Source organism: Lactococcus taiwanensis (assembly GCF_017068355.1).
In the GTDB taxonomy this organism is placed as follows: Bacteria; Bacillota; Bacilli; order Lactobacillales; family Streptococcaceae; genus Lactococcus; species Lactococcus taiwanensis.
The window spans coordinates 1,065,434-1,090,691 of the sequence record NZ_CP070872.1 but is presented as its reverse complement, the minus strand read 5'-3'; the positions used below and the strand labels follow the sequence as shown (position 1 = coordinate 1,090,691).

Genomic DNA, 25,258 nt, shown 5'->3' with positions numbered 1-25,258 from the left:
ACATGCTTTTTTTTACATTTCAAGATTTAAGACTTCTTGCGCATAAATGGATGCATTACCATTAATCACATAGGCAATGGTCATAATGGGAAGAATATACTGAACTGAATCAAAGCCAAACACTTCTGCTGCAATAAAAATTGGTCCAAAATAACTGTTCGTTGCAGCTGAAAAGATAGAGACGTAACCTGCAGCAGCTATCAGTTCTACTGGTAAGCCCAACCAAAGTGCTAAAGTAACACCTAATGACGATCCTATAGCAAAAAGCGGTGTGACTTCCCCACCTTGGAATCCAGCGGAGATGCTTAAAACAGTAAAGATAAGTTTTAAGAGCCAATCATATCCATTGATAGAACCTCCGTGAAAGCTTTGAGCAATCAAATTGGTCCCTAGTCCCGCGTATCGATCCAAATGTATCAACAAAAGTCCGATACTGAGAACAATACCGAGTAAGAGGATTCTTTGATAAGGATTTTCAATCTTTTTAGCGACTTTAGCTTTCATAAAAGCCAATGAAACAGCAAATAAGCGACCAACTAAGCCAAAACAAATTGCAACAAACAAAAGTTTGAGAAGTGTCACAGGCTCTATTTGGATTGAGCTAGAAATATGAAATGAAAACTTTTCAAGTCCTAAGTAATGTGAAGTTTCGCTCGCAACATATGAAGCAACCAATGCAGGAATTAAGGCCCGATACTCTATCTTACCTAACATTAGAATTTCGATAGCAAAAAAACTTGCGGCAATAGGGGTCTGAAAAAGACCTGCGAAACCCGCTGCCATCCCTGTGATAAGTAAGATTTTTGCTGCCTCCTCCGTTGATAATTTCTTACCAATGGTATGACCAATCACACCCCCTATTTGAACAGCGACTCCTTCACGCCCCACACTCGCTCCAAATAAATGTGAAAGCCACGTTGAGAATACAATCAATGGAATCAAGCGCTTTGGAATTTCTTTTCTTCCATGGTTTCCCGCTTCAAAGATTAGGCCCATTCCTTTTTGACTCTCTTTACCATACTTTCTGTAGATAAACACAATCAAAAGTCCTGACAGTCCTAAAAAGGGAATGAGATATAGAGCATGAGCGTCTCTAAAGCTTGTAATATAAATGAGACCACGACCAAAAAGTGCGTCTACTCCACCAATTATAAGTCCCATTACAATCGCCAAAAATACATAGAGAATTTGTACACGAGAAATACCCAGTTTAAAAAAATTCATGAATTACTACTCCTTATATTCTGAGTGAGGAGCTTCTCTAAAAAACCTCACCTTATAATTTTTCAAAACAAAAGGCGCTACAAACAAGACTGTCAGTAACAGCCTTTTGTTTGTAGGCGCCATCAGTTGATTTTTAAATCAGCGGTTTTGGGAGTGCACCATTCCCATTTATTATCTTATTGTACTCATTTTTAAAATAATTTGCAAGGATGAGCCTAGTCACGCATTCCATTTTTTCTTTGAGCTTCTTTTATCTTCTCAGGAGTAACATCTTCCCCAGTTTTTTCATCAATTACTTTGATGGTTTCAACTTGTGAACGGAAATTAGCTTTAACACTCTCAATATAAGCACGTCGTAAAACAGTTTGTTCTTCAAGCTCTGCTTCTGACAAACCCTCTGTTTTTTTCTTACGAGCTAGTTCATTAATGCGCGCTATTTGTTCATTAGTCATTGCCATAATTAAAGTTCCTTTCTTTCACTGACCAGTCTGTCAGTAGTTTTTTTAAAAGATTTTATTACTTACCACAATTATTTTGTATTAATCAAACTAAAGTCAGCCATAGAACTTGTTAAGGTAACAACTTCCGAAAGCAACGCCAGACGATTCTCACGAACAGCTTCATCTTCTGCCATTACCATAACATTTTCAAAGAAGTTTTCGATAGCGGGACATAAATCATGAACAAGTGTTCTAAATTTATTTTCAGCTGACAGTTGCATCCACTCATCCTGTAATGAAACCACCACATCATATAAGTTTTGTTCCGCTTGTGATTCAAAAGAGGCTGCGCTTACTGACGAAGTGCTTTTATTTTTTTTCACAATATTAATTGAACGCGTAATGTTTTCCATAGATGGTTTAAATGGTCGATGGTCCTTGTGCGCATCAATGACAAAAGCTACTTCCATTATGTTAGCAATATCAAAGCTTGAACTATTAATTGCCGCTTCAACAATATCATGACGATCAAGTTTTTCAAGCAAGAGTTTTTGAATACGTGCTTTGACAAAATCCAAAATTTCAAGATGATTTTCACCTTCAAATTGGTCAATAAATAAAGATAGATCGAAATGCCAATTCATTTTTTCAATAATACGAATCAAGCCTTGTACTGCTCGACGTAGGGCATAAGGGTCATTTGAACCAGAAGGAATTAAACCAACATTAAAGAAAGAGAGGACTGAATCAATTTTATCAGCTGCTGCAAGCACAGAACCGACTTTTGTTTCAGGCAATTCTCCCTCGGCTGAAGTTGGCATATAATGTTCACGAATTGCTGCAGAAACATTTGCATTTTCACCAGCTAAAAGCGCATATTTTTCACCCATTACCCCTTGTAATTCATCAAATTCTCCAACCATTCCTGTCAAAAGGTCAAATTTATAAATTTCAGCACTACGGGCAACGTCTCTTTTTTCTTCATCTGTCAAACCAGCAATATCAGCTAACTTAGCGGCTATTTCTTTTGTTCGCGCCATGTGTTCAGTAATTGAACCAATTTTTGCATGGAAAGTTACTTTAGCAAGTTTAGCGACCAAATCTTCAATTTTAAGTTTTTGGTCTTCTTTCCAGAAAAACTCTGCATCTTCAAGACGAGCAACCAAAACTTTTTCATTTCCGAGCACGACATTTTCAATATTTTCAGCGTTCCCATTACGGACAGAGATAAAGTTTGGTGCGAGTTGACCTTCTTGGTTATAAACTTCAAAATAACGTTGATTATCACGCATTGATGTCACTAAAACTTCTGCTGGAACAGAAAGATATTTAGGATCAAATGAACCAACAAAGGCAGTTGGATATTCAACAATATTATTTACTTCTTCTAATAAATCTTTATGCAAAGTAACTTGCCATTTATTTTCAGACGCAAGCGCCAAAATTTGAGCTGAAATTTCTGCTTTACGATGTTCAGCATCAACTAAAACAAAGTTTTCTGGCATTTTGCTAGCATAATCATTTGCATTTTTGAGTTCAACCTCAACATTTGCCAAGAAACGATGGCCCCGTGAAAAACGATTTGCTGTTACGTCCAATAAATCAAAAGCAACAACTTTATCTTCTAGAAGTGAAACAATCCATTGAATCGGACGAACAAAAAGAAAATCATTATTCCCCCATTTCATATAAGTTGAGAATGTCATTTTTGCGATGACTTCATCGCCAACTTTAGACAGAATTTCTTCTGCTTTTACTCCGTCAATATGTTTTTTAGCATAATAATAATCACCCTTAAGGATTAAATCATCTGGAGTAGCTCCTTGCCCTCTTGAGAAACCTTGAATCGCTTTTGACCAATTTCCTTGCGCATCTTTAGCAATTTTAGCAGATGGACCTTTAACTTCTTCATCAATCGCTTCTGACGCTTCTGCCAAACCTTCAACAAGTATTGCTAAACGACGTGGAGTTGAGAATTTAATAATTTTATCAAATTCTAAACGATTTTCTTTAAGAAAAGTTTCCATTCTTTCGGCTAATTGATTGATTGAAGGAGTCACCAAATGTGCTGGAATTTCTTCCAAACCAATTTCAAGTAAGTAATTTGTCATTATTTTTCTTCTCCTTCAACAATCTTTGTATATTTTCCCTTTTTACCCAGGTATTTTTCACGCAACGCTTCATCTTTTAAGAGCGGGAAACCAAGTTTTGCACGTTCTTCAATAAAAGTTTTTGCTACCTTACGTGCCATTGTACGAACGCGATGCATATAACCTGCGCGCTCAGTTACAGAAACTGCTCCACGTGCATCAAGTAAATTGAAGGTATGTGAAGATTTCAAAATATAATCATAAGCTGGGTGAACTAAACCTTTATCTAATAAATCAAGCGCTTCTTGTTCATATTCTCCAAAAAGTTTAAGTAAAAGCTCTTGGTTTGATTCTTCAAAGGCAAATTTAGAATGTTCGTATTCAGGTTCTTTGAAAATATCACCGTAAGCTACGCCATTCCCCCATTCAAGGTCATAAACAGAATCAACCTCTTGAATAACTGTCGCAATACGTTCCAAACCATAAGTGATTTCTGAAGTTACGGAATCAACTTCAATTCCTCCAACTTGTTGGAAATAAGTAAATTGAGTACATTCTTGCCCATCAATCCAAACTTCCCATCCAATACCGGCACATCCCATTGAAGGATTTTCCCAGTTATCTTCAACAAAGCGGATATCATGCTCTAAAGCATCAATTCCAAGTTCAGCTAAACTTTGAAGATAAAGTTCTTGGATATTTTTTGGAGAGGGTTTTAATACAACTTGGAATTGGTGGTGTTGGAACAACCGATTTGGGTTTTCACCATAACGACCGTCAGCAGGACGACGTGAAGGTTGCACATAGGCGGCTCCCCAAGGTTCAGGTCCGTTTGAACGCAAGAAAGTGTAAGGGCTCATTGTTCCTGCTCCTACTTCATTATCATAAGCTTGCATCAAGTTTGCCCCTTGTTTAGACCAAAAGCCTTGTAGGGTCAAGATAATATCTTGAAATGCTAGTTTTTTATTTGTCATTATTTTCCTCCAAAATTCAAAAAAACCGTCACTCGCACACTCATCATAATTATCAAAAATCATGATAAAGGGTGCAAATGCACGGTTCCACCTTTATTTTTTACTTTATTTGTGTTCATTACAGTTTTAAGTTAAGCCATTATTTTTCCCGAACTTTCACTATCTTCGAGTCGCTACCTATAAATTCTAGCTCTATTTTCCCATTTTGTCAAGAGAAACCTCAACGCTACGGAACCAAGAGGATTTTTCCTACGTTCTTCCCCTTTTCTAAATAGTCATGGGCTGCCTTTCCATCAGAAAGGTGAAAAATGGTAGGTGGGGTAATCGTAATTTTTTCTTCTAAAAAATAGTTAAACAGGCGTTGAGCACGGCTATTTCTTTCTTCATAAGACGTTAGAAAATGCCATAAATCACCGGTGAGGATATTCTTTGATTGAGAAAAAAGATTTACAAAATCTATTTGTGGTGGCTGGCCTCCAGCCATACCAAAAAGAACAACTTTCCCTCGATTTTTAAGTAGTTTAATAGATTGATTTAAGGTTGAGCCAATCCCATCATAAACGGTATCAAATTGCTGACTCTGTTGCTCAACCCAAGAAAATTCTCGACTTGGAAAAACTTCTTTTACTCCAAGTTTTATGGCAGTAGCCACTTTTTCTTTTGAAGCAGAGCCATACACGCTCATCCCATCAGCGCGAAGCATTTGACTAAGGATCTGTCCAACTCCTCCTGTCACGCCAGAAATAAAGACTTTAGCTCCTTGTTGATCTTTAGCTAAATCATGCGCTAAAAAATCAGCAGTCAGACCTTGTAACCCAATACTAGCCGCCAGTTCTAGAGAAATATCATCTGGTAAAATAATGAGATGCGCTTTAGGTACCGCTACAAAAGAAGCATTTGCAAAAGGAACATCGACAAATAGTACTCGTTTACCAATAAGCCACTTATCTTTTGATTCTACGATAAAACCAGCACCTTCATAGCCATTAATATAAGGCGCTCTTTGGGCAATTGTATACTCACCTCTGCGCCGATATATATCAGCAAAATTTAAACCGATAAAAGAAGTCTTTACTAATACTTCGTCAGCCGTAAGAACTGGTTCTGGCTGCTCTCCATATTTCAGAACTTCCGAATCGCCAAATTTGTCAAAATATAAAGCTTTCATTGATGCATCTCCTTGCATCTCCTTTGATCAGTTTTTAAATTAAACCTTTTTATTTTGCTTTATTGTGCTTGAGCAAAGCAATAGATTAATGTCTGCGATTATAAACAATGCTAGAAGTAAAAGACAGACCAATAATCACTGCTCCTATGAGTCCAGTGATAACATCACCAATTTCCCACTTGATGCTTGCTAAAATTAAAATTGCTAAGGTCAAAATCGCCCAATGAGCCCCATGCTCTAAATAAACTAACTCGTTAAGTGTTCCCTTTTTGACAAGGTACAGAGTTAAGCTCCGAACAAACATCGCTCCAATAACACCTAAACCTAACAAAATGATAATAGGATCTGAGGTAATTGCAAAAGCACCAATGACCCCGTCAAAACTAAATGAAGCATCAATGACTTCGAGGTAGAGAAAGAGAGCAAAACCAGCTTTTCCTGTAGCGATAATAAAATTAGTCGTTGAAGCTGCCTTTGAATGGCTCATCATGTCACCAAAGCCATCAACTAATAAGAAAGTCAAAATTCCTAAACAGCCAGCAAATAAAATCGTATGTGACTCTACAGCCAATGTTTCAGAAACAAGTAATAGCAAGCCTAGTGAAATAATTGCATTCGCAGCAGGGAAATGACCGATACGCTGCAAAAGTTTTTCTGGTAATTTTAACCAGGTATAAGCACGCTGATTAAAGAAAAAGCCTAAAGCCAACATCAGTAAAAACATGCCACCAAAAGCTGCAATTTGAGGATGTGCATGGTGCAAAATATAGCCATACGTACCCATTACTTGAGGATCACCTTTTGCTAAGGCTAAGCGTAGCGCGCTAATAGGATCTATATGAGCCGAAACACCTACTATTAGCAAGGGAAAAATGAGGCGCATCCCTACTACTGCTATAAGAATCCCGACGGTCAAAAACATCTTTTGCCAGGCTGGACTCATCCTCTCTAGGATTCGCGCATTTACGATAGCATTATCAATTGATAAGGAAATTTCTAAAACAGCTAAAATAAATGTGACAAAAAGTCCATTCCATCCGCCATAGATAAACGCGATAATAAGGGCAAAAAGCGTGACAATAAATGAGCCTCTGAATAGTTTCATGGGGTTCCTCTTCTAATTAGTTATTGAACCTATTTTACCATATTTTAATCTTGTTAAAGCTTTAAACTCACCAATAAATCAATCCTTTATTTCTCTTTCAATAAGCTGTGTTTTGCCTTTAAGAATGCTAATTTTTCCATTAAAATCCTCCGTCAGCTCTGACAAGAATGATTTGACCTGATCCTCTTCAATAAAACATTTGACAGTAATGTCAGACAAAAATACGGGCTCAATAATTTCAATATTTCGACTAGCAAGGTAACGTTGTAACTTATCATAGAGGGCATAATCTAATGTTAGAACTAACTCTTTTTGTACAACAAACTCCACACAACCTACTGCTTCAATCGCATGATTTACTGCGCCCGCATAAGCCCTAATCAGACCCCCGGCTCCTAATTTTATCCCTCCAAAGTAACGAGTGACGACAGCACAAACATTGATCAGTTCTTTCTTTTTTAAGATTTCAAGCATGGGTACACCTGCTGTGCCTGAAGGTTCACCGTCATCACTACTTCGCTGTATTTCCTGGCGATCACCTAAAGTATATGCTGAACAATTGTGATTGGCTTTCCAATGTTCCTTTTTAATTTGATTAATAAACGCTCGTGCTTCTTGTTCATTTTCTATCCGCTTGAGGTGGCAAATAAAACGTGACTTTTTTATTTCTTCTTCATGGGTGAAATCATTTTTTATCGTTATGGTCATGCTTATGATTTTAACAAATTTGGTGATGATTTAACAGCATTTCCGTATAGTAAGATATGGAACAATTTTATGGACGACTCCTCTTAGAAAACGATCTAAAAGCTACTGACCAACCTGTCAGTGATAATAAAGATAAATTTCTTATAACTCCCCAAAAGGTTTTGAAACACGCTAAAGTAACAAAAATCCAAGGAATGTTTTCAGTTAACAAACGACAGATACAATGCAACCGCTGTGGCAGCCTTCATTTCAAACATGAGGTCCAACTCCCTTTGGGGTGTTTTTATTGCCCTACTTGTATCAATTTAGGGAGAGTGCGCTCTGATGAATGGCTTTATGCTTTTGCTCAAGAAGAGTTTCAAGCTGGCCATTATTTGAGATGGAGAGGAAAATTGACACCCGCTCAACAAAATATTGCTGACCAACTGGTCAGTAATAGCAAAAAACACTTTCATACATTAGTACGCGCTGTGACTGGCGCTGGTAAAACAGAGATGACTTATCCTCTCATTGATCAATTTCTTAAAAGTGGAAAAGGCGTGGCTTTTGTGAGTCCTAGAATAGATGTTTGCATAGAAATACATAACAGATTAAGTCACGACTTTTCCTGCGCTATTCCTCTCCTTTATGGGCATGGAAAGTCTTATTTTCGTTCCCCTCTTGTTGTCGCAACAACTCATCAACTCCTCCGCTTCCAAGCAGCCTTTGACTTAATTATTGTGGATGAAGTGGATGCCTTTCCATTCTCTGAAAGTCCTTATCTCTATTTTGCACTGAAAAAGGCGCTGAAAAAAGAGCCACAACTTCTTTATCTCACAGCTACTTCAACGAATTATTTAGAGCAGCAGATAAAAAATGGGACGTTAAAACAACTGGAGCTTAATCAGCGTTTCCATCAGTCGCCCCTCATTTTACCACGCTTTTTTTGGCACACACAACTTATCAAGAAGATAAAAAAACAGCGCAAAACAGGTTTCCCATTACTCATTTTTGCAGCGGAAATTCAGGCAGGGCAACTTTTAACTCAAAAATTACAAAAAAATTTCCCTCATGAGAAAATAGCGTGTGTCTCTTCTAAAAGTTCTTTACGACAGGAGTATATCCAACAATTTCGCCAAGGAGAATTAGATATTCTCGTCTCTACAACCATTCTTGAGCGAGGAGTTACTTTCCCTAAAGTTGATGTTTTTGTTAACCATGCCGAGCATTCAAATTTTACAAAATCATCTTTAATACAAATGGCTGGACGTGTCGGACGCTCGTCTGAACGCCCTAATGGTCTCGTTTATTTTTTCCACGAAGGACGCACTAGAGCAATGACGAAAGCAAGACAAGAAATTAAAAGAAGTAATCTTAAAGGGGGCCTCTCATGAATTGTTTAATCTGCCAAGCCAAAGCGCTTACACCCTCAATTGATTTTCAAGCACTTATCACTCTGAAGAGCAATCCTTCTTATCTCTGTTTGACTTGTAAAAATACATTTATAAAAATTGGGGCGGACCATTGCCCACGCTGCTATAAATCTGGAGAGAAAGAAATCTGCCAAGACTGTCAAGAATGGGAACGAAAAGGAATTATAATCAATCATCAGGCAATTTTTAAATATAATGGCTCAATGCAACAGTTTTTTAGTCGCTACAAATTCATGGGTGATTATCAGTTGCATCAAGTGTTTAAAAGTTACTTTAAATTCAAAAAGGAGTTTACAATTGTTCCTATTCCTTTAAGTCCAGAGCGTTATCAAGTGCGAGGCTTTAACCAGGTTGCAGCTTTTATGGAAAAACTCCCTCTCCAACATCTTCTTACAAAAAAAGAAAGCCAGCCACAAAGCTCACTTACACGCGAAGAACGATTGACCCACACCAACCCTTTCCAAATAAAGGAAAACAGCAGTATTCCAGAAAAAATAATAGTAGTGGACGATATTTATACCACTGGAGCTACTCTGGTTCATGCCTGTAAGACATTAAAAGAAGCTGGATGCAACACTGTCAAGACCTTCTCACTCTGTCGTTAAACTAAACTTAAAACATCCTAAAAAAACATGCCAATAGAGTAGCATGTCATTTGTTCTTCACTTCTCTGGCCATGCGATAATCCTCAAGTTTGAAAACCGTGTTTGCCAACTTTTTATTTTTTTCTCGTAAAGTTCCTTGTTGTTATCCTTATGAATAATAGGGCGAAGGGTTTTCGTAAATATATCATTGAGACCATAAGGGGCATAAAACTCAAGGTGTTTTGATGTTCCCGTAATCCCTATAGCATGCACAGTCGCAATCCAACGGCCTATCGCATCTTCCGTCGATTGATAAGGCTTTTTATTACCGCCTCGCCATAAATGCATATATGCCTCATTGTGGACATCAAAAGTGAAAGGAAATTTTTGAGATAATTCCTTTTCGAGTGCATGATCTTTACTGACAGCTTGGTCAGCTGTAACATGGTCGTCAAAATATACCACATCAATATCCTCTACACCATGCATCGGTAATTTCGAATCAACCTGATTCCAAACCGTCTGAAAGATACTCCCAGCAGCAATATAGTAATTCGGCAAATTTAAAGTAGCGACTTCGTCTAAAATAACCATGAGCTCATTATTAGCTCGTAGCAGGGTAATAAATTCCTTTTCTCTTCCCATCTTTGTACACTTTTCTAAAAAAAGAATTGCCAAATTTTAGGTAAAAATATAACTAAACCAACAATAAGAGCAAAACCTGAAATCACAAGTACTGCACCTGCCGCCATATCTTTAGCACGCTTTGCACGCATATAAAATTGATAGTCAGAAGCTAAATCCACCACATTCTCTATTGCCGAGTTAAATAGTTCAGCCATGAATACTAAAAAGATAGCCAGAAGTAAAAAGAGCCACTCAAATTCAGAAATTTGAAAAATAAGTCCAAAAATAATAGCCGCAATTGCTGAAAAAGCGTGCTTACGCATATTTCTTTCTTCTTTAAAAGCTGTCCAAATTCCTGAAAGGGCAAAATCTAAACTGGAAAGTAAATTGGGATTTTTCCAACGGGAACGCTCTTTTTTTTCAGGGATATTTCCATTATTAAAATCTTTTTTCTTGAAAAGCTTTACATCCTTATCGTGTGAGTCCATAAGCAGTCAAAATCTCCTCTTGCAGTCCAAACATTTCCGCTTCTTCAGGTCCGCCCATAGGATAGTGATCGTAACCATTAATGTGCAAAAAGCCGTGGACGGCAAGCCACGCATATTCACGCTCCAGTGAGTGTCCGAAATCCTGCGCCTGTTCTTGTGCTTTATCAATCGAAATATAGAGCTCTCCAATAAAGGGATCCATTTCTTCCAACAGTTCTTCTGGAATGTCCATTTCTTCATCAAAGAAGAATTCCTCTTCATCTGGCTTGTATTCAAGTGAAATAACATCAGTCGGACGGTCCGTATCTCGGTATTGCAAGTTAAGCTCGTGTGAACGTGCATTATCTACAAAAGTCACGGCCATTTCCGTTGAAGGCCTCAACCCTAATTTTTCAGCAGCAAAATTGAGAATGTGCTTTGTTTGTTCAATAATTTCTTTTGGCACTTTATTTGTTTCATCTACTAATTCGATATACATGTTTATTCCTATTAAAAACTGAGTCTTCATCAGTTGTTATTTCTCTTAAGTCAAATACTGACAGCCTTGTCAGCAAGTTTGTATAAAAGCACTTTTAATCATCACCATAAGCTTTAATAATTTCAGCAACAACCGGATGACGTACCACATCTTTCGCTGTAAAATAGACAAAGTCGATAGCTTTAACAGCACTTAATTTTTCTTTAGCATCAATAAGTCCAGATTTCACTTTACCCGGCAAGTCAATTTGTGAACTGTCTCCATTCACAATCATTTTGGAATTGAAACCAAGTCTTGTTAAGAACATTTTCATTTGCATGGTTGTGGTATTCTGAGCTTCGTCTAAAATGACGAAAGCATCATCAAGTGTTCGACCACGCATATAAGCTAAGGGTGCTATTTCAATAATTCCACGCTCCATCATCCGCTCTGTTGCTGATTTTCCCAGTATTTGAAAAAGAGCATCATAAACTGGACGTAAATATGGATCGACTTTTTCTTGTAAGTCCCCAGGTAAAAATCCTAAACTTTCCCCAGCTTCTACTGCTGGACGTGTAAGAATAATCCGTTTGACAACACCGTTACGTAAAGCTTGGACAGCCATAACGACCGCAAGAAAAGTTTTACCTGTCCCCGCAGGACCAATACCAAAGACGATATCATGGTATTTGACTGCATCGACATATGTTTTTTGTACTAAATTTTTCAGACGAATCGGTTTGCCATAAGCATCTTTTGTCAATTCAATTTCATAAAGGCTGGTAAAATTTTCAATGTCATCATTCAAAACCATTTTGATAGCAATTATGACATCTGATGTTTGAACAGGAACGCCTCTTCTTACAAGAACTTGTAAAGCCTGCAACACCTTTCGAGCGTTTTCGCCTTGTTGTTCATCTGTCGAGAAAATTTGAACCATTTCACCCCGATAATTAATCTCCACGCCCATTTGCGCCTCAACCAATTTTAGAAACTTGTCTTGTACTCCAAAAAGAAGGCTAGTATCCTCTGGATTTTCTATTTTAAATTCAATCGAACTTTTAGTCAAATAAGCAATCTCCAATTAAGCATTTTCTTACATTATAGCACAAGTCGATGAACGATGCCATTGGTCGTGTCATTTAACAAACCTAGTACTAATTGACTTTGAAAGTACAAACGTTCAAAAAGTCATAGTGCATGACAACTTCAACAAGCATTACATTAGTAATTTCTTCTACTCCTAATTAAGCAATAAAAAAATCTATCTTCACAAGATAGATTTTATAATTCTTATTTAGCCACTACTGGATAAACTGATACGTGTTTTTTACCACGTTTCATTTCGAATTTAACAGTTCCTTCGATTTTAGCGAAGAGAGTATCGTCGCCACCACGGCCAACGTTAGTACCTGGATGGATATGTGTACCACGTTGACGGAAAAGGATTGAACCGCCGCTTACAAGTTCACCGTCAGATGCTTTAGCACCGAGACGTTTAGCTTGTGAGTCACGTCCATTGGAAGTAGAACCCCCACCTTTTTTGTGGGCGAAGAGTTGCAGATTAAGTTCAAGCATGTTATTGCCCTCCATTTTCAAATTTAAGTGTAATGTACTGGCCATAATTTTTCTCAACTGCTTTCATTGCATTTGCAAAGGCTTCGAGCAAAGTTTGTGCCAATACGCCTTGTTTTTCAGGTGTGCTCAAAGGGATTTCAACATAGAGATAACCTTCTTCCATATGCGTCACAGGTTTAATGTGAGCCATATCATAGATATTATTCGCCGTTGTAATCGATAGAACGCTGACTGCCGCACAAACCACATCGTGTCCGTACTCGCCAGATTCAGCATGTCCTGAGATTTCATAAGAAACAATCTTGTCTCTTTTTGTCCTGATACAAGCTTCAATCATAATTAAGCGTTAACTGATTTGATAACAACTTTAGTGTATGGTTGACGGTGACCTTGTTTACGGTGTGAGTGTTTTTTAGGTTTGTATTGGAAAGTAACAACTTTCTTTTGCTTACCATGTTTTTCGACTTCACCGACAACAGTTGCGCCTTCAACGAGTGGTGCACCAACTTTAGTTGTTTCGCCTCCGACAAAGATAACTTCGTCGAAAGTAACGGTTTGACCAGCTTCAACATTGAGTTTTTCAACGTAGATTACTGAACCTTCTTCAACTTTAACTTGTTTACCACCAGTTTTGATGATTGCATAGTTTGACATTGTGATTCCTCCTTGTTAGATTTCATCGCTTTTTGAGTCAAGCGACTGTTAGACTCGCCTTAGTTCGTGGGCTTATGCCACTTCATACGAAACTTCGTGCGGTTGCACTTTATGAGACTTCACAAAGACAACTACATTATTATACTACTTCTTCAAGAGGATTTCAACCCTTATTATTTTCTTTTTCCTTTTTTTTCGTGACTTTGGTTTGTGGATTAAGTCCTACTCGGTAAAGCTTTTGGTCATTCCAAAGCATGTTGATTAAGGAGTTGACCAAAAGAAGGAGCCAGGCAAAACTAAGAGAGAAGGACAAGATTTCAAAAGCAGTAAGGGTGAGGTAATGAATCGGATGCCATAACAGATAAGATAAAAAGATTAAGCCGACAATTAAATACGACATGCGATAGAGGTTCCGTGTTGCCTGAGGTAAAAACCAACGAATTCCTAAGATAGAAAGTCCCATAAAGAATACTATCAATTGGGCTACTACGTCATGAGCAACATGCATCCATCCTCCATTATTGGGAATTAGTCCAACCAATCCAATTGAAATAGCGCACAAGGTTAATAGAACCTGCAGGATAGATTGTCGAAGGTGAGTACCAATCTTTTGTCTTAAAGAGACAAAGATATAATCTACTAAAGCTGCAAATAGAGCAGCGGAGACTATGAGGGTCAGATTAAACTGCCAGCTGGAGTGCGAAGCTTGTGTTCCTAATAAACTAAAATTCCGCTGCCACCAATATTGATCACCATTTGTGGCCATACTGGAAACCAGTCCACCAATTGAAACCATCAAGAGCATATTAACCATCACATTAATGGAGAATGTATCTACAACAAAAATCATCAGATAGTTAATAATCCCAGAAAAAATTCCAAAAATTAAGGTTGAGGTAAATAAACCAAAATTGACGCCGTAAAATATTTGTCCTAAAAACCAGAAGAACGCGATAGTCGATAAGACAAGGATAAGCAAAACTGAAAACACAACTGTTGCAAAAGTCCGCCAAAATATTCGTTTTCCCATTTGTCGGTAGAAATCTTGCCGACGCTTATAATAAGCACCAATAAAAGTGAACATTCCAATTGCATTAGCAATAATAATAACCGCTGTCGCAATGGATTCATTACCGGATAGCGGTATGACATGAGGGTGTTCCAAGAAAAAGGCAAAAGCAATAAAGATCAAGGAAGCGATAATCGTTGGTAGAATAAACCACGTTGCCGCTCGGTCCGTTTTGGTGACGTTAACTTTACGAATTGTAAAACTATCTGCTTCCAAGGCGACTACTTCTATTTCTTCATCCTCGCTCAAGTTAAGCCTGTCATATAATTCCTTGGGGAGATGTATTTTTTCCATTGTTAACTTTCCTCTTCTTTCACATCGGGCACTTCACTCCAATCAATCCTTAAATGATATTCCCCAATACTCATCTCACCTTGCGACAATTGATATTTTATTTTAAGTTGACCTTTTGAAGGATTAAGATCTAATTGATGCGTGAAAATAGAGAGTTTCCCAACGCCTTCGTAAGTAGTATGACTCGGAATTTCAGGATTAAAACGCATCTTAACTGCCTGCCTTGAATAACGTGTCATCGTTACCTCTGCATCATTGATCTTTAATAATACCTTTTCATTTTCTCCATTTTTATACATTATAAGAGTATGCTGAGCACTTTGTTTTATTTGTGCGTTATAGGTTTCTTTAATCAATTCTTCTTGTTGATCAATCTTTACTCTATTGCGAATCGTAATTTTCATATGTTTATTTTACTATAATATTCATGAGAATAGAAATCCTAGATAAGGGAGTTGTCCATACTAATCGTTCAGCATTTTGCTCAAAAATACGGTATAATAAAGAAAAGACTCTTAACTTAAAAACAACATTCTAAAGTCATATTTAGAGTCTTAAGAGGAGGTCTCACTTGGAAAAAGTTTTCCGCGACCCTGTCCATGATTACATCACTGTGACGCATCCCGTAATTGCTGCTCTAATTGATACTGCTGAATTCCAACGGTTACGACGAATTAAGCAACTAGGGACATCTAGTTTTACTTTTCACGGGGCAGAACACACGCGCTTTTCACACTGTTTAGGTGTGTATCATATTGCTAAAAGGATAACAGATTACTTTAGTCTCAACTTTCCATTAGAATGGAATCCGGATGAAAATTTGCTTACACAATGTGCCGCCTTACTTCACGATGTTGGACATGGTGCATATTCTCATACGTTTGAAGGGTTATTTGGTACCGACCACGAAGCAGTCACCCGAGAAATTATTACTTCCCCTCAAACAGAAGTCAATGCCATTTTACGACAAGTCTCGGCTGATTTCCCAGAAAAAGTCGCTTCTGTTATCTCACATGAATATCCAAATCCTCAGGTGGTTCAACTTATCTCTAGCCAAATAGATGCGGATCGGATGGACTATTTATTACGAGATGCATATTTTACCGGAGCTGTATATGGAAAGTTTGATTTAACTTGGATTTTACGTGTTATTGTCCCTACAGAAAATGGCATTGCGTTTAAATATTCTGGGATGCATGCGGTTGAAGATTATATCGTTAGTCGTTACCAAATGTATATGCAAGTTTATTTTCATGCTTCTTCTCGTTCGATGGAAGTCTTGCTTCAAAAACTTTTAGCACGGGCCAAAGCACTTTATAAAAAATACCCCGAATATTTTGCCATGAGTAGCCCATGTTTAGTTCCTTTTTTCAGGGAAGAACACCGCCTTGAAGATTATCTACGTTTAGATGATGGCGTAATGAATACTTATTTTCAAATTTGGATGACGCACGAGGATCCTATCTTGGCAGATTTGGCGAGGGCTTATGTTAATCGTCATTTACTAAAATCAATTAAATTTAATCGTGATACTGTCTCACTAGACGATCTATCAATTTTGACGCAGTTGGTTGAGGAAGCGGGCTATGATCCTGACTACTACACAGGCGTTCACAGTAATTATGACCTTCCCTATGACTTTTATCGACCAAGTTCTCAAAAGCCACGGACAGAAATTAAAATTTTGCAAAAAGATGGAGCTTTAACTGAGCTGTCCGTTTTATCTCCCTTAATAAAAAGTCTTACAGGTACTATTCATGGAAACAGCCGCTTTTATTTTCCAAAAGAAATGATGGAAAATCCGGAATTTACAAAACATATTCAGAATGACACCTTTTTTGATAAAGAGGAACGTGACGAAAGTTCTAAATTATAAAATATCCAATATAGAAAGATAATACGATGATTAAACTTGTTGCAATTGACCTTGACGGTACACTACTTGACCCTAACCGCCAAATTACCGAAGAAGTAAGAAAAACAATCGCTAAAGCAAAAGCCGCTGGTGTTAAGATAGTAATCACCACTGGGCGCCCACTCCCTGGTGTAGTGGAAATACTGAAAACTTTAGGTCTTACCGAACAGGGTGACTATGTCATTACTTACAACGGTGCCTTAGTTCAAAGAGCTACGGGGGAAGAGTTTATCAAAGAGACGCTCACTTCAGAAGATTGGTTAGATTTAGATGCAGCAGCTCGCAAAATAGGGTTGCCAATTCATGCGATTACTCGTGAAGGGATTTATACTCCAAACCGTGATCTTGGTAAATACACTGTTCAAGAGGCACAGATGGTACAAATGCCGCTCTACTTCAGACAACCTGAGGAAATAGCTGCGCTTGAAATTGCCAAAGTGATGATGGTTGATGAACCTCAAGCTTTAAATGATGGAATTGCCTATCTTCCTTTCGAATTTTTCGAGCGCTACAACATGGTAAAATCGACTCCATATTATCTCGAGTTTATGAATAAAAAAGCAAGTAAAGGTTCAGCCGTTAAACACTTAGCAGAAAAACTTTTCTTGGATCTAGATGAAGTTATGGCTATCGGAGACGAGGAAAATGATCGGTCTATGCTTGAAGTTGCTGGGAACCCTGTTGTGATGGAAAATGGTAAAGCTGAATTGAAAAAAATCGCAAAATACGTGACGAAATCCAACGCAGAATCTGGTGTTGCCTATGCTATCAATGAATGGGTTTTGAAAGATTACGAAGCCTAGTTACAATTTATAAGCAGATTTCCTGTACTTCCCCCTTCTGCATGTTATAATAACATTATAAACAGATGATAAAAAAATGAACTTAAAGATGCAAGAATCCTTGTATTCTTGAGTTTGATTTTGAAGTGGAGGTAGATATGAAGATTAAATTTGATGAAAAGACTGCTACTAAGATTAAAGATTTAGGCGAAGCTGACTTAGTCTTTGATTTCGATCATACGTTGAGTGAAGAAAATACAGCAGTTGATGCATGTGCTGGCGGGATTTCTCGCTACCGTATTGTGGCTGTCGATAAAGGAAAAGTCCCAAAAGAATTTGATGCGACAATCGACTCTGAATTTGGACCAATTTATTATAAAGGATATGGCGCCTACTTCTTCCAAGATGAGATGTACACAGTGCTTAATACCTCTTACAATCTCATTGAGCTTCGGAGCACTGCCGAGCTTCTAAGTCCTAACCTTTTGATTGTAGATTTTCGTGGAAAAACAAGTGCTAGCTTCTAAATAAAAAGCCCTTAACTTAATAAGGGCTTTTTTAAATATCATAAAACGGGTTGGTCGAGCTTGCACTCTCAATGACCGTCACATCTGTTGCAAACGCACGAATTTTTTCAGCTACAAGTGGGATAAATGCTTGTTCGATATAATGCCCTGGGTCGATTCCAAGGAGACCAGCAGAGAGCATATCGTGTCCTGTATGGTAGTAGATATCTCCAGTGATATAGAGATCAGCGCCGTGTTCTTTGGCTTGCGGCCAAAATTTACCGCCTGAACCACCACAGATGGCTATGCGTTGAATTTTTTCTTTTAATTGACGATCGTAGGTCACCAGTCGTAAATGATCAAGATTAAATGTCTTTTTTACACGTTCAGTCAGTACTGACAGTTCTGTCATTGGAAGATTACCCACACGACCCAAACCTTCATCATTGAAAGTTTCAACATCTGTTAGCCCTAAAAGCTGGCAAAAGTAATCATTTAATCCCCCAGAAACAATATCGATGTTGGTATGGCTCGTGTAGACTCCAATACCTTTTTGAGCTAAATCCCAGATTAATTTTTGCTGAGTATCTAGAGTTGTTAGAGCGTCCAAGGGGCGAAAAATAAGCGGGTGTTTTGCAATAATCAGATCGACGTTTTGAGCAATGGCTTCTTTGACCGTTTGTTCTCGAACATCAAGCGTCACCAAAACTCTTCTGACTTCACTTTCTGGATCACCAAGTTGTAAACCCACAGGATCACCTTCCATAGCTAATTCTTGTGGGCAAAATGTTTCGTATTGCGCCATAAGTGTTTTAATTTTCACTGAGTACCTCCTCTATTCTCTGTTTTTTTTCTTCTAAATCTTCCCGTTTCTGATGCTGATTTTGAGGAAGTTTAGCGAGTATTTTGTTTAAGGTCCTTAACTCTTTTTCCCATTTTTGCCTAAAAATCGCTGTTTTCTTAGTAAGAAGGATCGGTCCAAATAAATATTCAGTTACTGACAGCTCTGTCAGTAATTCGGGATGTTGTTTTTTAGGCACAGCAACAATGATTTCGTAGAATTTTCCAGCTTCCAGCAAAATACTTTCATGGGAAATCACAAAGTCATGGGCGAGGAGCCACCTTCTTAAGGTATCTTCATGATTATTAGGTTGTAAAATCAGACGTGATACACCGTTTAACAAAGGCTTATCTTTACTTAATATCTCGGTGATGAGAATTCCACCCATACCCGCAATCACAATAGTATCAATACCATCCTGCTCATTGATAGCAGCTAGACCGTTTGCTTTTCTTACATAAATTTCATTATGTAAATCCGCTTCTTCTACATGACGTTTTGCGATTTCAAATGGACCTTGTACGACTTCTCCCGCAACAGCATAATTAATCTTTTTTTGCTGTACGAGGTAAGTTGGCAAAAAAGCGTGGTCAGAGCCAATATCGGCAAGTCGAGCATTTTGCGGGACAAAATTTGCAATGGCTTGTAAGCGTTGCGATAATTTAATTTCAGTCATTTTTTAAATAATTCTTTCCAAATTTACAATATTCTAAAACTGGACATGTTTCACAGTTAGGCTTTTTTGCTGTACAGTGGTAGCGTCCAAAAAAAATGAGGTGGTGGTGCGCTTGAATCCATTTTTCTTTCGGAATTAGCTTCATCAGCTTCTCTTCTACTTCAAGAACAGAGGCTTTCTGAGGAACAACATCTAATCGTTTCGAGACGCGTTCAACATGGGTGTCAACTGCTAACCCTGGTATTCCATAGGCTTCTGCCAACACAACATTGGCCGTTTTACGTCCAACCCCTGGCAAAGTTTGGAGTACTTTTTTGTCCTTTGGTAAATCAGGAAGCTCATCTTTAAACTGAGTAGTAAGCATTTGTGCCGTTTTGAGGATATTTTTAGCCTTTGTTTTATAAAGACCAATTGTTCTGATTTTTTGTTCAATATCTTCAACAGATGCCTCTGCCATCGTTTCAGCATCGGGGTAAGCAGCAAAAAGGGCTGGAGTTGCTTTATTGACTCCTTTATCTGTTGCTTGTGCAGAAAGTATAGTAGCGATCAAAAGCTGAAAGGGTGTTTCCCAATTCAATTCTCCATGGGCCTGAGGAAACATCTCTTCGATAATTTCTAGTGCTTCTAAATATTTTTTCTTGCTTAACATAATTTTAATTCCGTAATTTAGTTATCCCAAGGACCTTCTAAAGGGATATAGAAAGATTCATTCGTCATATTACTTTTATTTTGGTAACGTTCGCTTTGCTTTTCTTCAACATCATGAAGAGAGGTCACTCCATCATTTTTCCAATTTCGTAAGATTGCCTTAATGTAGTTAAGAGAAACTTTGCGGTTTAGGACTGCTTCGCGCAGTGCTTGTTGAATCAGCTGAAAATCATAATGTTCTTCAAACAGCCAAGCTCTTAACTCTTCCATTTGCACAGGCGAAATCATGCCCATTTCAGCTTCAAACATACTGACCAAAGTCTTAAGCTGACCCTCTTCTTGCTGAGGTTGTGTAAGCTCAGAGCTTCCTGTCGTAACAAGTTGGTCAAGTTTTTGAAAAGCAGGCCGTGTGTCAAAAAAGGTTTCCATCTCCCCATCTCGTTCTAACAAAGCTACTTTCATTGTGCCAAATTTTGCGAGCCGATCAATCGCTTGGTTGACATCATTTAAACTTTTACCTGTCTGAGTGGCAATATCACTTGGCGCAATTTCCCGATTTTCATAGAAATAAAGCCAGACTAGAAAGTCGAAAGCTGAGGGGAAAAGTTTATCAAAGTGAGCGAGCAGTGCACTTGGTAACACCAGATGCCCGACACTGTATTCATCGTAATAATTCATATGCTTATTATAACATATCTTAAGCCCTACACTTATTTAACTTTGATAAGATCTCTTAAAAATAAAAAAGCACCTAGTGCTTCTTATTCTCCTTGATAAATGATTTTGCCCTCACATATTGTATAAGCGACTTTACCTTTCAACTGTTTATTGATAAATGGCGAATTACAAGCTTTTGAGATGAATGTTTCACTTACTGTGATGTCAGTTGTTGCGTCAAAAATGACGAGGTCAGCCGGTCCATTTTCTGCGAGATAGCCTGCATCAAAATTATAAAGTTTAGCTGGATTAACGGTCATTTTTGTCAGTAATTCACTGAGTGTCAAATGGCCTTTTGCGACTAAGTTTGTCAATCCAAGTTGCAAGGAAGTTTCTAATCCAATCATTCCTGATGGTGCCTTATCAATGCTGACATTTTTCTCTTCATGAGTATGAGGGGCATGGTCTGTGGCGATGACATCAATCGTTCCATCTTTTAATCCCTCAATTATTTTATCGATATCAGCCGTTCTACGCAGTGGTGGATTGAGTTTAGCATTTGTCCCTTGCTCAAAAATCATTTGTTCTGTAATCGAAAAATGTTGTGGAGTCACTTCTGCTGTGATTTTTGCTCCTAAATTTTTGGCAAATCGCACCACTTCAACAGATTCTCCAGCTGATAAATGTTGAATGTGCAAGCGAGCACCTGTTTCGTAAGCAATCATGGCATCACGCGCCATCATACTGTATTCTGAAACAGTCGGTGCCCCTGTGAAACCACATTGATGTGCCACTTCCCCATCATTCACTCCTAAAGTTCCAATCAAATTTGGATCTTCTTCATGAATTGAAAGCAGGCTGTCAGTTAATTTCGCTTTTTGTAACGCTTTACGTAAAACTCCAGCATCTGTCAGTGGAATCCCATCATCAGAAAAGCCGATTGCTCCTGCTTCCCTGAGTGCATCAAAATCTGTTAAATTTTCTCCATCAAAATCTTGCGTAATTGAACCCACCGCTTCAATCTTAATGTCTTCTTGGTCAGCAATTTCTAGAGTTTCTGTCAGCACTTTTGGCGTAGATAAAATCGGTTTTGTATTCGCCATCATGACCACAGTTGTAAAACCACCTGCAGCCGCTGCCTTAGCACCACTATGAATCGTTTCTTTATGCGTTTGTCCTGGCTCACGAAAATGAACATGAACATCAATTAAACCGGGCGCTACGACCAACCCTGTCGCATCTATGATTTCTGCATTTTCTACGGTTAAGTTTGAAGCAATTTTTGATATTTTATTTGATTCAATTAAAACATCGACTACTTCATCGCGTTTTGACTTAGGATCAATGAGACGTCCGTTTTTGATTAATAATGCCATTATTCACCTTCCGTTTTGAAAATTTCTTTTCATCAGTAGCTGTTGATCTACTGACAGAGCTGTCAGTAAATTAATCTTGCCAAGTTTCTTGATTTTCTTTGAACTTTTTAAGTAATTCTAATTCTTCTTTTGTCACATAACCCGTTTCTTTAGCAATTTCAATCAATTCAGAATAAGTTGTCAAAGTGGCTAATTTAACACCAGCATCAGCAAATTTTCTGTTCGCTTTTTCTAATTCATAAGTGAAAATTGCAACCACACCAAGAACATCAGCACCTTCACGTTCAGCGGCTGCAACAGCTTCTAAAACAGAACCACCAGTAGAAATCAAATCTTCAACCACAACCATTTTTTGGCCTTTGGCCACACGTCCCTCAACTTGATTACCTGCTCCATGGTCTTTTGGTTTACTACGAATATAAGCAAATGGTAATTTAAGATAGTCAGAAATAATTGCACCATGAGGAATTCCTGCTGTAGCAGTTCCTGCAATGACTTCAACTTCTGGAAATTCCGCTTTAATCAATTCAGCAAAAGCCCCTTCGATTTGGTTTCTTACTTCCGGATAAGCTAAGGTCACCCGATTATCAGTATATATTGGCGACTTAATTCCTGAAGCCCAAGTAAAAGGTTGACTTGGTGAGAGACTGACCGCTTTAATTTCCAATAAATCTGCAGCAATGGCTTTTGATATTGACATGATTTCTCCTTCTCAATTTACTGACAGAATGGTCAGCAATAAAAAACACTTGCCAAGAATCCTAGCAAGTGTAAAAAGTATCAAAAGAAATTCACTTTTACTGACAGAAAATCCTGTCAGTAATAATGAGAATTAATTTTTCCTGATTTCAACCTTGCTAGCCTCTCTGGACTAGTTTAAAAGTTATATTGTTTATTAGTTTAACAAACTTGAGCCAGATTTGCAAGTCTTTTTATATTATTTCCACTAAATTCTCTTCACAACACTTACAAATTTTCCAATTCTTCCATCGCTTCCAAAAGAGTCATTTCTATCTCATCTTTTTCATCATTAAAGCGGTCAATTTCAGCTTGTAATTCTCCTAATTTAACAAAATCAGCGGTATTTTCTTGCATTTCCAATAATAGAGCTGCAATTTTTGCTTCCAAATCGGCTAGTTTCTCTTCACAAGCCTTGATTTCGCGCTCTACTTTACGTCGATTCTTTTGAGCTTCTTTCTGAGCTGTAAAATCTTGTTGAGCTAAACTTTCTATCGGCTCCCCATTTTCTGAAGAATTACTCTCAGCTTGTACTTCTTCTTTTTTCTCGACATAATAATCATAATCTCCCAAAAATTCTGTACTTCCTTCGGGAGCAATTTCTAAAACTTTGGTAGCTACTCTATTGATGAAATAGCGGTCATGAGAAACAAACAAGATTGTTCCTGGAAAATCAATCAAAGCATTCTCCAAGACCTCACGTGAATCAATATCCAAGTGATTGGTTGGTTCATCTAAAACTAAAAAGTTATCGTGATCCATTGCTAATTTAGCAAGTAAAAGACGGGCTTTTTCACCACCCGAAAGCATCCCAACCGTTTTCTTTACATCATCTCCACTAAAAAGAAAGGCTCCAAGCAAATTGCGAATTTCAACTTCATTAAGTAAGCGATGCTCATTCCATAATTCGTCTAAAACAGTATTTGAAGCAGTTAATCTCCCTTGTTCTTGGTCATAATAGCCCAAAGTAACATTGGCACCCAATTTTGCTTGACCTGCTAAAAATGGAATTTGTCCCACAATTGACTTAATCAATGTTGTTTTACCTACTCCATTTGGCCCAACAATGGCAAGGGACTCACCTTTACGCTCGTCAATGTTAATCGGTCCAGAGAGACGATTATCTTCATAACCCACCGTTGCTTCTGAAACGGTCAAAACAACATTTCCAGACGTTTTTTCAGGAGTAAAAGTGACATTAGCCGATTTATCATCACTTGTCGGTGCGTCTAAACGCTCCATTTTCTCCAACTTTTTACGACGTGATTGTGCCATTTTAGTCGTCGAAGCACGAACTAAATTTTTGGCAACATAATCCTCTAATTTAGCAATTTCTTTTTGTTGTTTTTCAAAATTTTTGAGCTCAGTGAGTAATTTTTGCTCTCTTTGTTCAACATAGCGCGAGTAGTTTCCAGAAAAACGAGTCAATTCTCCTCGCGACAACTCCAAGACCTCATTAACTACTTTATCCAAAAAGTAGCGGTCATGACTGACAATCAATAAACTTCCTTCATAATTTTTAAGGTAATTTTCAAGCCAAGCTAAAGTTTCAATGTCCAAGTGGTTAGTTGGTTCATCCAAAATCAAAAGTTGTGGTCTTTCAAGCAACATCTTAGCAAGAGCCAAACGTGTTTTTTGCCCCCCTGATAAACTTGAAATTTCTCTTTCCCACATTGCTTCATCAAAACGAAACCCATTTAAGACAGACTTAATTTCAGATTCATAAGTAAATCCATTTTTCATCCGAAATTCTTCTGATAAAGCATCGTAACGTTTCATCAAAGCTGTCAATTCCTCCCCAGCAAGTTCTCCCATTTGCAATTCCATCTGACGCAATTGCTTCTCCATCTGGCGAAGCAAATCAAAAACAGAAAGCATTTCGGCAAATATTGTCCGTGAGGAATTCAACCCGGTATCTTGAGCTAAGTAATTCATACTTAAATCTTTTGTTTTGGAAATCGTTCCACGACTGGCCTCTTCAACTCCAGCGATGATTTTAAGTAAAGTTGACTTACCAGCTCCATTTCGCCCAACTAAAGCAATTCTGGAGTGATCCTGGAGGCTAAAATTGATATTTTCAAATAAGGTGTCACCGCCGAAAGTCCGTGCAATTCCATTTCCTTGCAATAGTATCATTGTTTGTATCTTCCTTTTTATAACTGATCGAAGTTTCTTCAAAGCAGGTATATTATAACTGCTCCAAAGAAAGCATATGAACTGATTATAACATTTAACAAAGTCTTTTTG

28 protein-coding genes, 1 riboswitch and 1 other annotated feature are annotated in these 25,258 nt (G+C 37.9%); of the genes, 5 read left to right on the top strand and 23 right to left on the bottom strand.

The genetic code is table 11. The annotated features are described in order from the left end of the window. Positions 1–12 precede the first annotated feature (12 nt). From JW886_RS05425 to JW886_RS05395, 7 genes are all read right to left on the bottom strand, one after another. Positions 13–1,224, bottom strand: coding sequence for a voltage-gated chloride channel family protein (locus JW886_RS05425; protein WP_205871497.1), 1,212 nt, complete (start codon positions 1,222–1,224; stop codon positions 13–15). A 106-nt stretch (positions 1,225–1,330) separates the two neighbouring features. Beyond that, positions 1,331–1,399, bottom strand: a riboswitch (Fluoride riboswitch). 40 nt (positions 1,400–1,439) lie between these two features. After that, positions 1,440–1,682 (bottom strand): DUF896 domain-containing protein, encoded by a 243-nt coding sequence (locus tag JW886_RS05420; protein WP_205871496.1) that lies wholly within the window; start codon positions 1,680–1,682, stop codon positions 1,440–1,442. A 71-nt stretch (positions 1,683–1,753) separates the two neighbouring features. Then, positions 1,754–3,775, bottom strand: a complete 2,022-nt coding sequence (gene glyS / locus JW886_RS05415) for a glycine--tRNA ligase subunit beta (protein WP_205871495.1) — start codon at positions 3,773–3,775, stop codon at positions 1,754–1,756. Beyond that, a complete protein-coding gene (glyQ, locus tag JW886_RS05410) occupies positions 3,775–4,728 on the bottom strand; it encodes a glycine--tRNA ligase subunit alpha (RefSeq protein ID WP_075524651.1) in 954 nt (317 codons plus the stop codon). Before glyQ ends, glyS begins: the two co-directional genes overlap by 1 nt. A 226-nt stretch (positions 4,729–4,954) precedes the next feature. Beyond that, a complete protein-coding gene (locus JW886_RS05405; RefSeq protein WP_205871494.1) occupies positions 4,955–5,896 on the bottom strand; it encodes a zinc-binding dehydrogenase in 942 nt (313 codons plus the stop codon). An 85-nt stretch (positions 5,897–5,981) separates the two neighbouring features. Continuing rightward, positions 5,982–7,001 (bottom strand): DUF475 domain-containing protein, encoded by a 1,020-nt coding sequence (locus JW886_RS05400; protein ID WP_205871493.1) that lies wholly within the window; start codon positions 6,999–7,001, stop codon positions 5,982–5,984. Between the two features lie 78 nt (positions 7,002–7,079). Then, on the bottom strand, positions 7,080–7,709 hold the full coding sequence (locus JW886_RS05395; protein WP_205272486.1) for a YigZ family protein: 630 nt from the start codon (positions 7,707–7,709) through the stop codon (positions 7,080–7,082). A gap of 56 nt (positions 7,710–7,765) precedes the next feature. Here JW886_RS05395 and JW886_RS05390 point away from each other — a divergent pair, with 56 nt between their 5' ends. Beyond that, the gene (locus JW886_RS05390) at positions 7,766–9,082 is read left to right on the top strand and encodes an ATP-dependent helicase ComFA (RefSeq protein WP_205871492.1); all 1,317 of its coding nucleotides are present in this window, start codon (positions 7,766–7,768) and stop codon (positions 9,080–9,082) included. Then, on the top strand, positions 9,079–9,726 hold the full coding sequence (locus JW886_RS05385) for a ComF family protein (protein ID WP_205871491.1): 648 nt from the start codon (positions 9,079–9,081) through the stop codon (positions 9,724–9,726). The genes JW886_RS05390 and JW886_RS05385 overlap by 4 nt, the downstream gene beginning before the upstream one ends. Positions 9,727–9,783: 57 nt before the next feature. On the opposite strand, the gene JW886_RS05380 is transcribed toward JW886_RS05385, so the two are convergent. The 9 genes from JW886_RS05380 to JW886_RS05340 form a co-directional block, all read right to left on the bottom strand. Beyond that, on the bottom strand, positions 9,784–10,350 hold the full coding sequence (locus JW886_RS05380; protein ID WP_205871490.1) for a nucleotidyltransferase family protein: 567 nt from the start codon (positions 10,348–10,350) through the stop codon (positions 9,784–9,786). Between the two features lie 14 nt (positions 10,351–10,364). After that, positions 10,365–10,820, bottom strand: a complete 456-nt coding sequence (locus JW886_RS05375) for a diacylglycerol kinase family protein (RefSeq protein WP_082272278.1) — start codon at positions 10,818–10,820, stop codon at positions 10,365–10,367. Beyond that, entirely contained in the window at positions 10,804–11,298 is a 495-nt protein-coding gene (gene ybeY, locus JW886_RS05370) for an rRNA maturation RNase YbeY (protein ID WP_205871489.1), read from the bottom strand. Before ybeY ends, JW886_RS05375 begins: the two co-directional genes overlap by 17 nt. 94 nt (positions 11,299–11,392) lie before the next feature. Next, the gene (locus JW886_RS05365) at positions 11,393–12,346 is read right to left on the bottom strand and encodes a PhoH family protein (protein ID WP_205272490.1); all 954 of its coding nucleotides are present in this window, start codon (positions 12,344–12,346) and stop codon (positions 11,393–11,395) included. A gap of 224 nt (positions 12,347–12,570) precedes the next feature. Continuing rightward, positions 12,571–12,855, bottom strand: coding sequence for a 50S ribosomal protein L27 (rpmA, locus tag JW886_RS05360; RefSeq protein ID WP_003130646.1), 285 nt, complete (start codon positions 12,853–12,855; stop codon positions 12,571–12,573). A gap of 1 nt (position 12,856) precedes the next feature. Further along, on the bottom strand, positions 12,857–13,192 hold the full coding sequence (locus tag JW886_RS05355) for a ribosomal-processing cysteine protease Prp (protein WP_075524643.1): 336 nt from the start codon (positions 13,190–13,192) through the stop codon (positions 12,857–12,859). A 2-nt stretch (positions 13,193–13,194) separates the two neighbouring features. Then, positions 13,195–13,509, bottom strand: coding sequence for a 50S ribosomal protein L21 (gene rplU, locus JW886_RS05350; protein WP_003130644.1), 315 nt, complete (start codon positions 13,507–13,509; stop codon positions 13,195–13,197). A gap of 40 nt (positions 13,510–13,549) precedes the next feature. Then, positions 13,550–13,623: a sequence feature (ribosomal protein L21 leader region), on the bottom strand. A 49-nt stretch (positions 13,624–13,672) separates the two neighbouring features. Then, positions 13,673–14,872 carry an AbrB/MazE/SpoVT family DNA-binding domain-containing protein gene (locus JW886_RS05345; RefSeq protein WP_205871488.1) on the bottom strand — a complete coding sequence of 400 codons (1,200 nt, stop codon included), beginning with the start codon at positions 14,870–14,872 and terminating at the stop codon, positions 13,673–13,675. Positions 14,873–14,874: 2 nt separating this feature from the next. Continuing rightward, positions 14,875–15,276: a YwiB family protein gene (locus JW886_RS05340; RefSeq protein ID WP_205871487.1), complete on the bottom strand. Its 402-nt coding sequence runs from the start codon at positions 15,274–15,276 to the stop codon at positions 14,875–14,877. A gap of 167 nt (positions 15,277–15,443) precedes the next feature. Between JW886_RS05340 and JW886_RS05335 the strand changes: the two genes are divergently transcribed. From JW886_RS05335 to JW886_RS05325, 3 genes are all read left to right on the top strand, one after another. After that, positions 15,444–16,748: an HD domain-containing protein gene (locus JW886_RS05335; protein WP_200406782.1), complete on the top strand. Its 1,305-nt coding sequence runs from the start codon at positions 15,444–15,446 to the stop codon at positions 16,746–16,748. Between the two features lie 26 nt (positions 16,749–16,774). Continuing rightward, positions 16,775–17,590: a sugar-phosphatase gene (gene yidA / locus JW886_RS05330; protein ID WP_075524640.1), complete on the top strand. Its 816-nt coding sequence runs from the start codon at positions 16,775–16,777 to the stop codon at positions 17,588–17,590. A gap of 137 nt (positions 17,591–17,727) precedes the next feature. After that, positions 17,728–18,096: an iron-sulfur cluster biosynthesis family protein gene (locus tag JW886_RS05325; RefSeq protein WP_075524639.1), complete on the top strand. Its 369-nt coding sequence runs from the start codon at positions 17,728–17,730 to the stop codon at positions 18,094–18,096. Between the two features lie 31 nt (positions 18,097–18,127). Here the strand turns inward: JW886_RS05325 and JW886_RS05320 are convergent, their stop codons facing one another. From JW886_RS05320 to JW886_RS05290, 7 genes are all read right to left on the bottom strand, one after another. Further along, positions 18,128–18,898, bottom strand: a complete 771-nt coding sequence (locus tag JW886_RS05320; RefSeq protein WP_205871486.1) for a Nif3-like dinuclear metal center hexameric protein — start codon at positions 18,896–18,898, stop codon at positions 18,128–18,130. After that, positions 18,888–19,592, bottom strand: a complete 705-nt coding sequence (locus JW886_RS05315; RefSeq protein ID WP_205871485.1) for a tRNA (adenine(22)-N(1))-methyltransferase — start codon at positions 19,590–19,592, stop codon at positions 18,888–18,890. Before JW886_RS05315 ends, JW886_RS05320 begins: the two co-directional genes overlap by 11 nt. Further along, on the bottom strand, positions 19,585–20,241 hold the full coding sequence (nth, locus tag JW886_RS05310) for an endonuclease III (RefSeq protein WP_205272496.1): 657 nt from the start codon (positions 20,239–20,241) through the stop codon (positions 19,585–19,587). The genes JW886_RS05315 and nth overlap by 8 nt, the downstream gene beginning before the upstream one ends. Before the next feature lie 17 nt (positions 20,242–20,258). Beyond that, positions 20,259–20,918, bottom strand: a complete 660-nt coding sequence (locus JW886_RS05305; RefSeq protein ID WP_205871484.1) for a DnaD domain-containing protein — start codon at positions 20,916–20,918, stop codon at positions 20,259–20,261. An 83-nt stretch (positions 20,919–21,001) separates the two neighbouring features. Continuing rightward, positions 21,002–22,273: a dihydroorotase gene (locus tag JW886_RS05300; protein ID WP_205871483.1), complete on the bottom strand. Its 1,272-nt coding sequence runs from the start codon at positions 22,271–22,273 to the stop codon at positions 21,002–21,004. Between the two features lie 70 nt (positions 22,274–22,343). Then, entirely contained in the window at positions 22,344–22,973 is a 630-nt protein-coding gene (gene pyrE / locus JW886_RS05295; protein ID WP_205871482.1) for an orotate phosphoribosyltransferase, read from the bottom strand. Positions 22,974–23,239: 266 nt separating this feature from the next. Next, a complete protein-coding gene (locus JW886_RS05290) occupies positions 23,240–25,147 on the bottom strand; it encodes an ABC-F family ATP-binding cassette domain-containing protein (protein WP_205871481.1) in 1,908 nt (635 codons plus the stop codon). Positions 25,148–25,258 lie beyond the last annotated feature (111 nt).

Coding starts and splice junctions, on each gene's coding strand:
- JW886_RS05305 (WP_205871484.1), bottom strand. CDS start 20,918: ATGAATTATTACGATGAATACAGTGTCGGGCATCTGGTGTTACCAAGT.
- JW886_RS05385 (WP_205871491.1), top strand. CDS start 9,079: ATGAATTGTTTAATCTGCCAAGCCAAAGCGCTTACACCCTCAATTGAT.
- JW886_RS05345 (WP_205871488.1), bottom strand. CDS start 14,872: ATGGAAAAAATACATCTCCCCAAGGAATTATATGACAGGCTTAACTTG.
- JW886_RS05315 (WP_205871485.1), bottom strand. CDS start 19,592: ATGACTGAAATTAAATTATCGCAACGCTTACAAGCCATTGCAAATTTT.
- yidA (WP_075524640.1), top strand. CDS start 16,775: ATGATTAAACTTGTTGCAATTGACCTTGACGGTACACTACTTGACCCT.
- JW886_RS05375 (WP_082272278.1), bottom strand. CDS start 10,820: ATGGACTCACACGATAAGGATGTAAAGCTTTTCAAGAAAAAAGATTTT.
- glyS (WP_205871495.1), bottom strand. CDS start 3,775: ATGACAAATTACTTACTTGAAATTGGTTTGGAAGAAATTCCAGCACAT.
- JW886_RS05400 (WP_205871493.1), bottom strand. CDS start 7,001: ATGAAACTATTCAGAGGCTCATTTATTGTCACGCTTTTTGCCCTTATT.
- nth (WP_205272496.1), bottom strand. CDS start 20,241: ATGTTAAGCAAGAAAAAATATTTAGAAGCACTAGAAATTATCGAAGAG.
- glyQ (WP_075524651.1), bottom strand. CDS start 4,728: ATGACAAATAAAAAACTAGCATTTCAAGATATTATCTTGACCCTACAA.
- JW886_RS05405 (WP_205871494.1), bottom strand. CDS start 5,896: ATGAAAGCTTTATATTTTGACAAATTTGGCGATTCGGAAGTTCTGAAA.
- JW886_RS05395 (WP_205272486.1), bottom strand. CDS start 7,709: ATGACCATAACGATAAAAAATGATTTCACCCATGAAGAAGAAATAAAA.
- JW886_RS05390 (WP_205871492.1), top strand. CDS start 7,766: ATGGAACAATTTTATGGACGACTCCTCTTAGAAAACGATCTAAAAGCT.
- JW886_RS05340 (WP_205871487.1), bottom strand. CDS start 15,276: ATGAAAATTACGATTCGCAATAGAGTAAAGATTGATCAACAAGAAGAA.
- JW886_RS05290 (WP_205871481.1), bottom strand. CDS start 25,147: ATGATACTATTGCAAGGAAATGGAATTGCACGGACTTTCGGCGGTGAC.
- JW886_RS05355 (WP_075524643.1), bottom strand. CDS start 13,192: ATGATTGAAGCTTGTATCAGGACAAAAAGAGACAAGATTGTTTCTTAT.
- JW886_RS05425 (WP_205871497.1), bottom strand. CDS start 1,224: ATGAATTTTTTTAAACTGGGTATTTCTCGTGTACAAATTCTCTATGTA.
- JW886_RS05420 (WP_205871496.1), bottom strand. CDS start 1,682: ATGGCAATGACTAATGAACAAATAGCGCGCATTAATGAACTAGCTCGT.
- JW886_RS05380 (WP_205871490.1), bottom strand. CDS start 10,350: ATGGGAAGAGAAAAGGAATTTATTACCCTGCTACGAGCTAATAATGAG.
- rplU (WP_003130644.1), bottom strand. CDS start 13,509: ATGTCAAACTATGCAATCATCAAAACTGGTGGTAAACAAGTTAAAGTT.
- JW886_RS05325 (WP_075524639.1), top strand. CDS start 17,728: ATGAAGATTAAATTTGATGAAAAGACTGCTACTAAGATTAAAGATTTA.
- ybeY (WP_205871489.1), bottom strand. CDS start 11,298: ATGTATATCGAATTAGTAGATGAAACAAATAAAGTGCCAAAAGAAATT.
- JW886_RS05300 (WP_205871483.1), bottom strand. CDS start 22,273: ATGGCATTATTAATCAAAAACGGACGTCTCATTGATCCTAAGTCAAAA.
- rpmA (WP_003130646.1), bottom strand. CDS start 12,855: ATGCTTGAACTTAATCTGCAACTCTTCGCCCACAAAAAAGGTGGGGGT.
- pyrE (WP_205871482.1), bottom strand. CDS start 22,973: ATGTCAATATCAAAAGCCATTGCTGCAGATTTATTGGAAATTAAAGCG.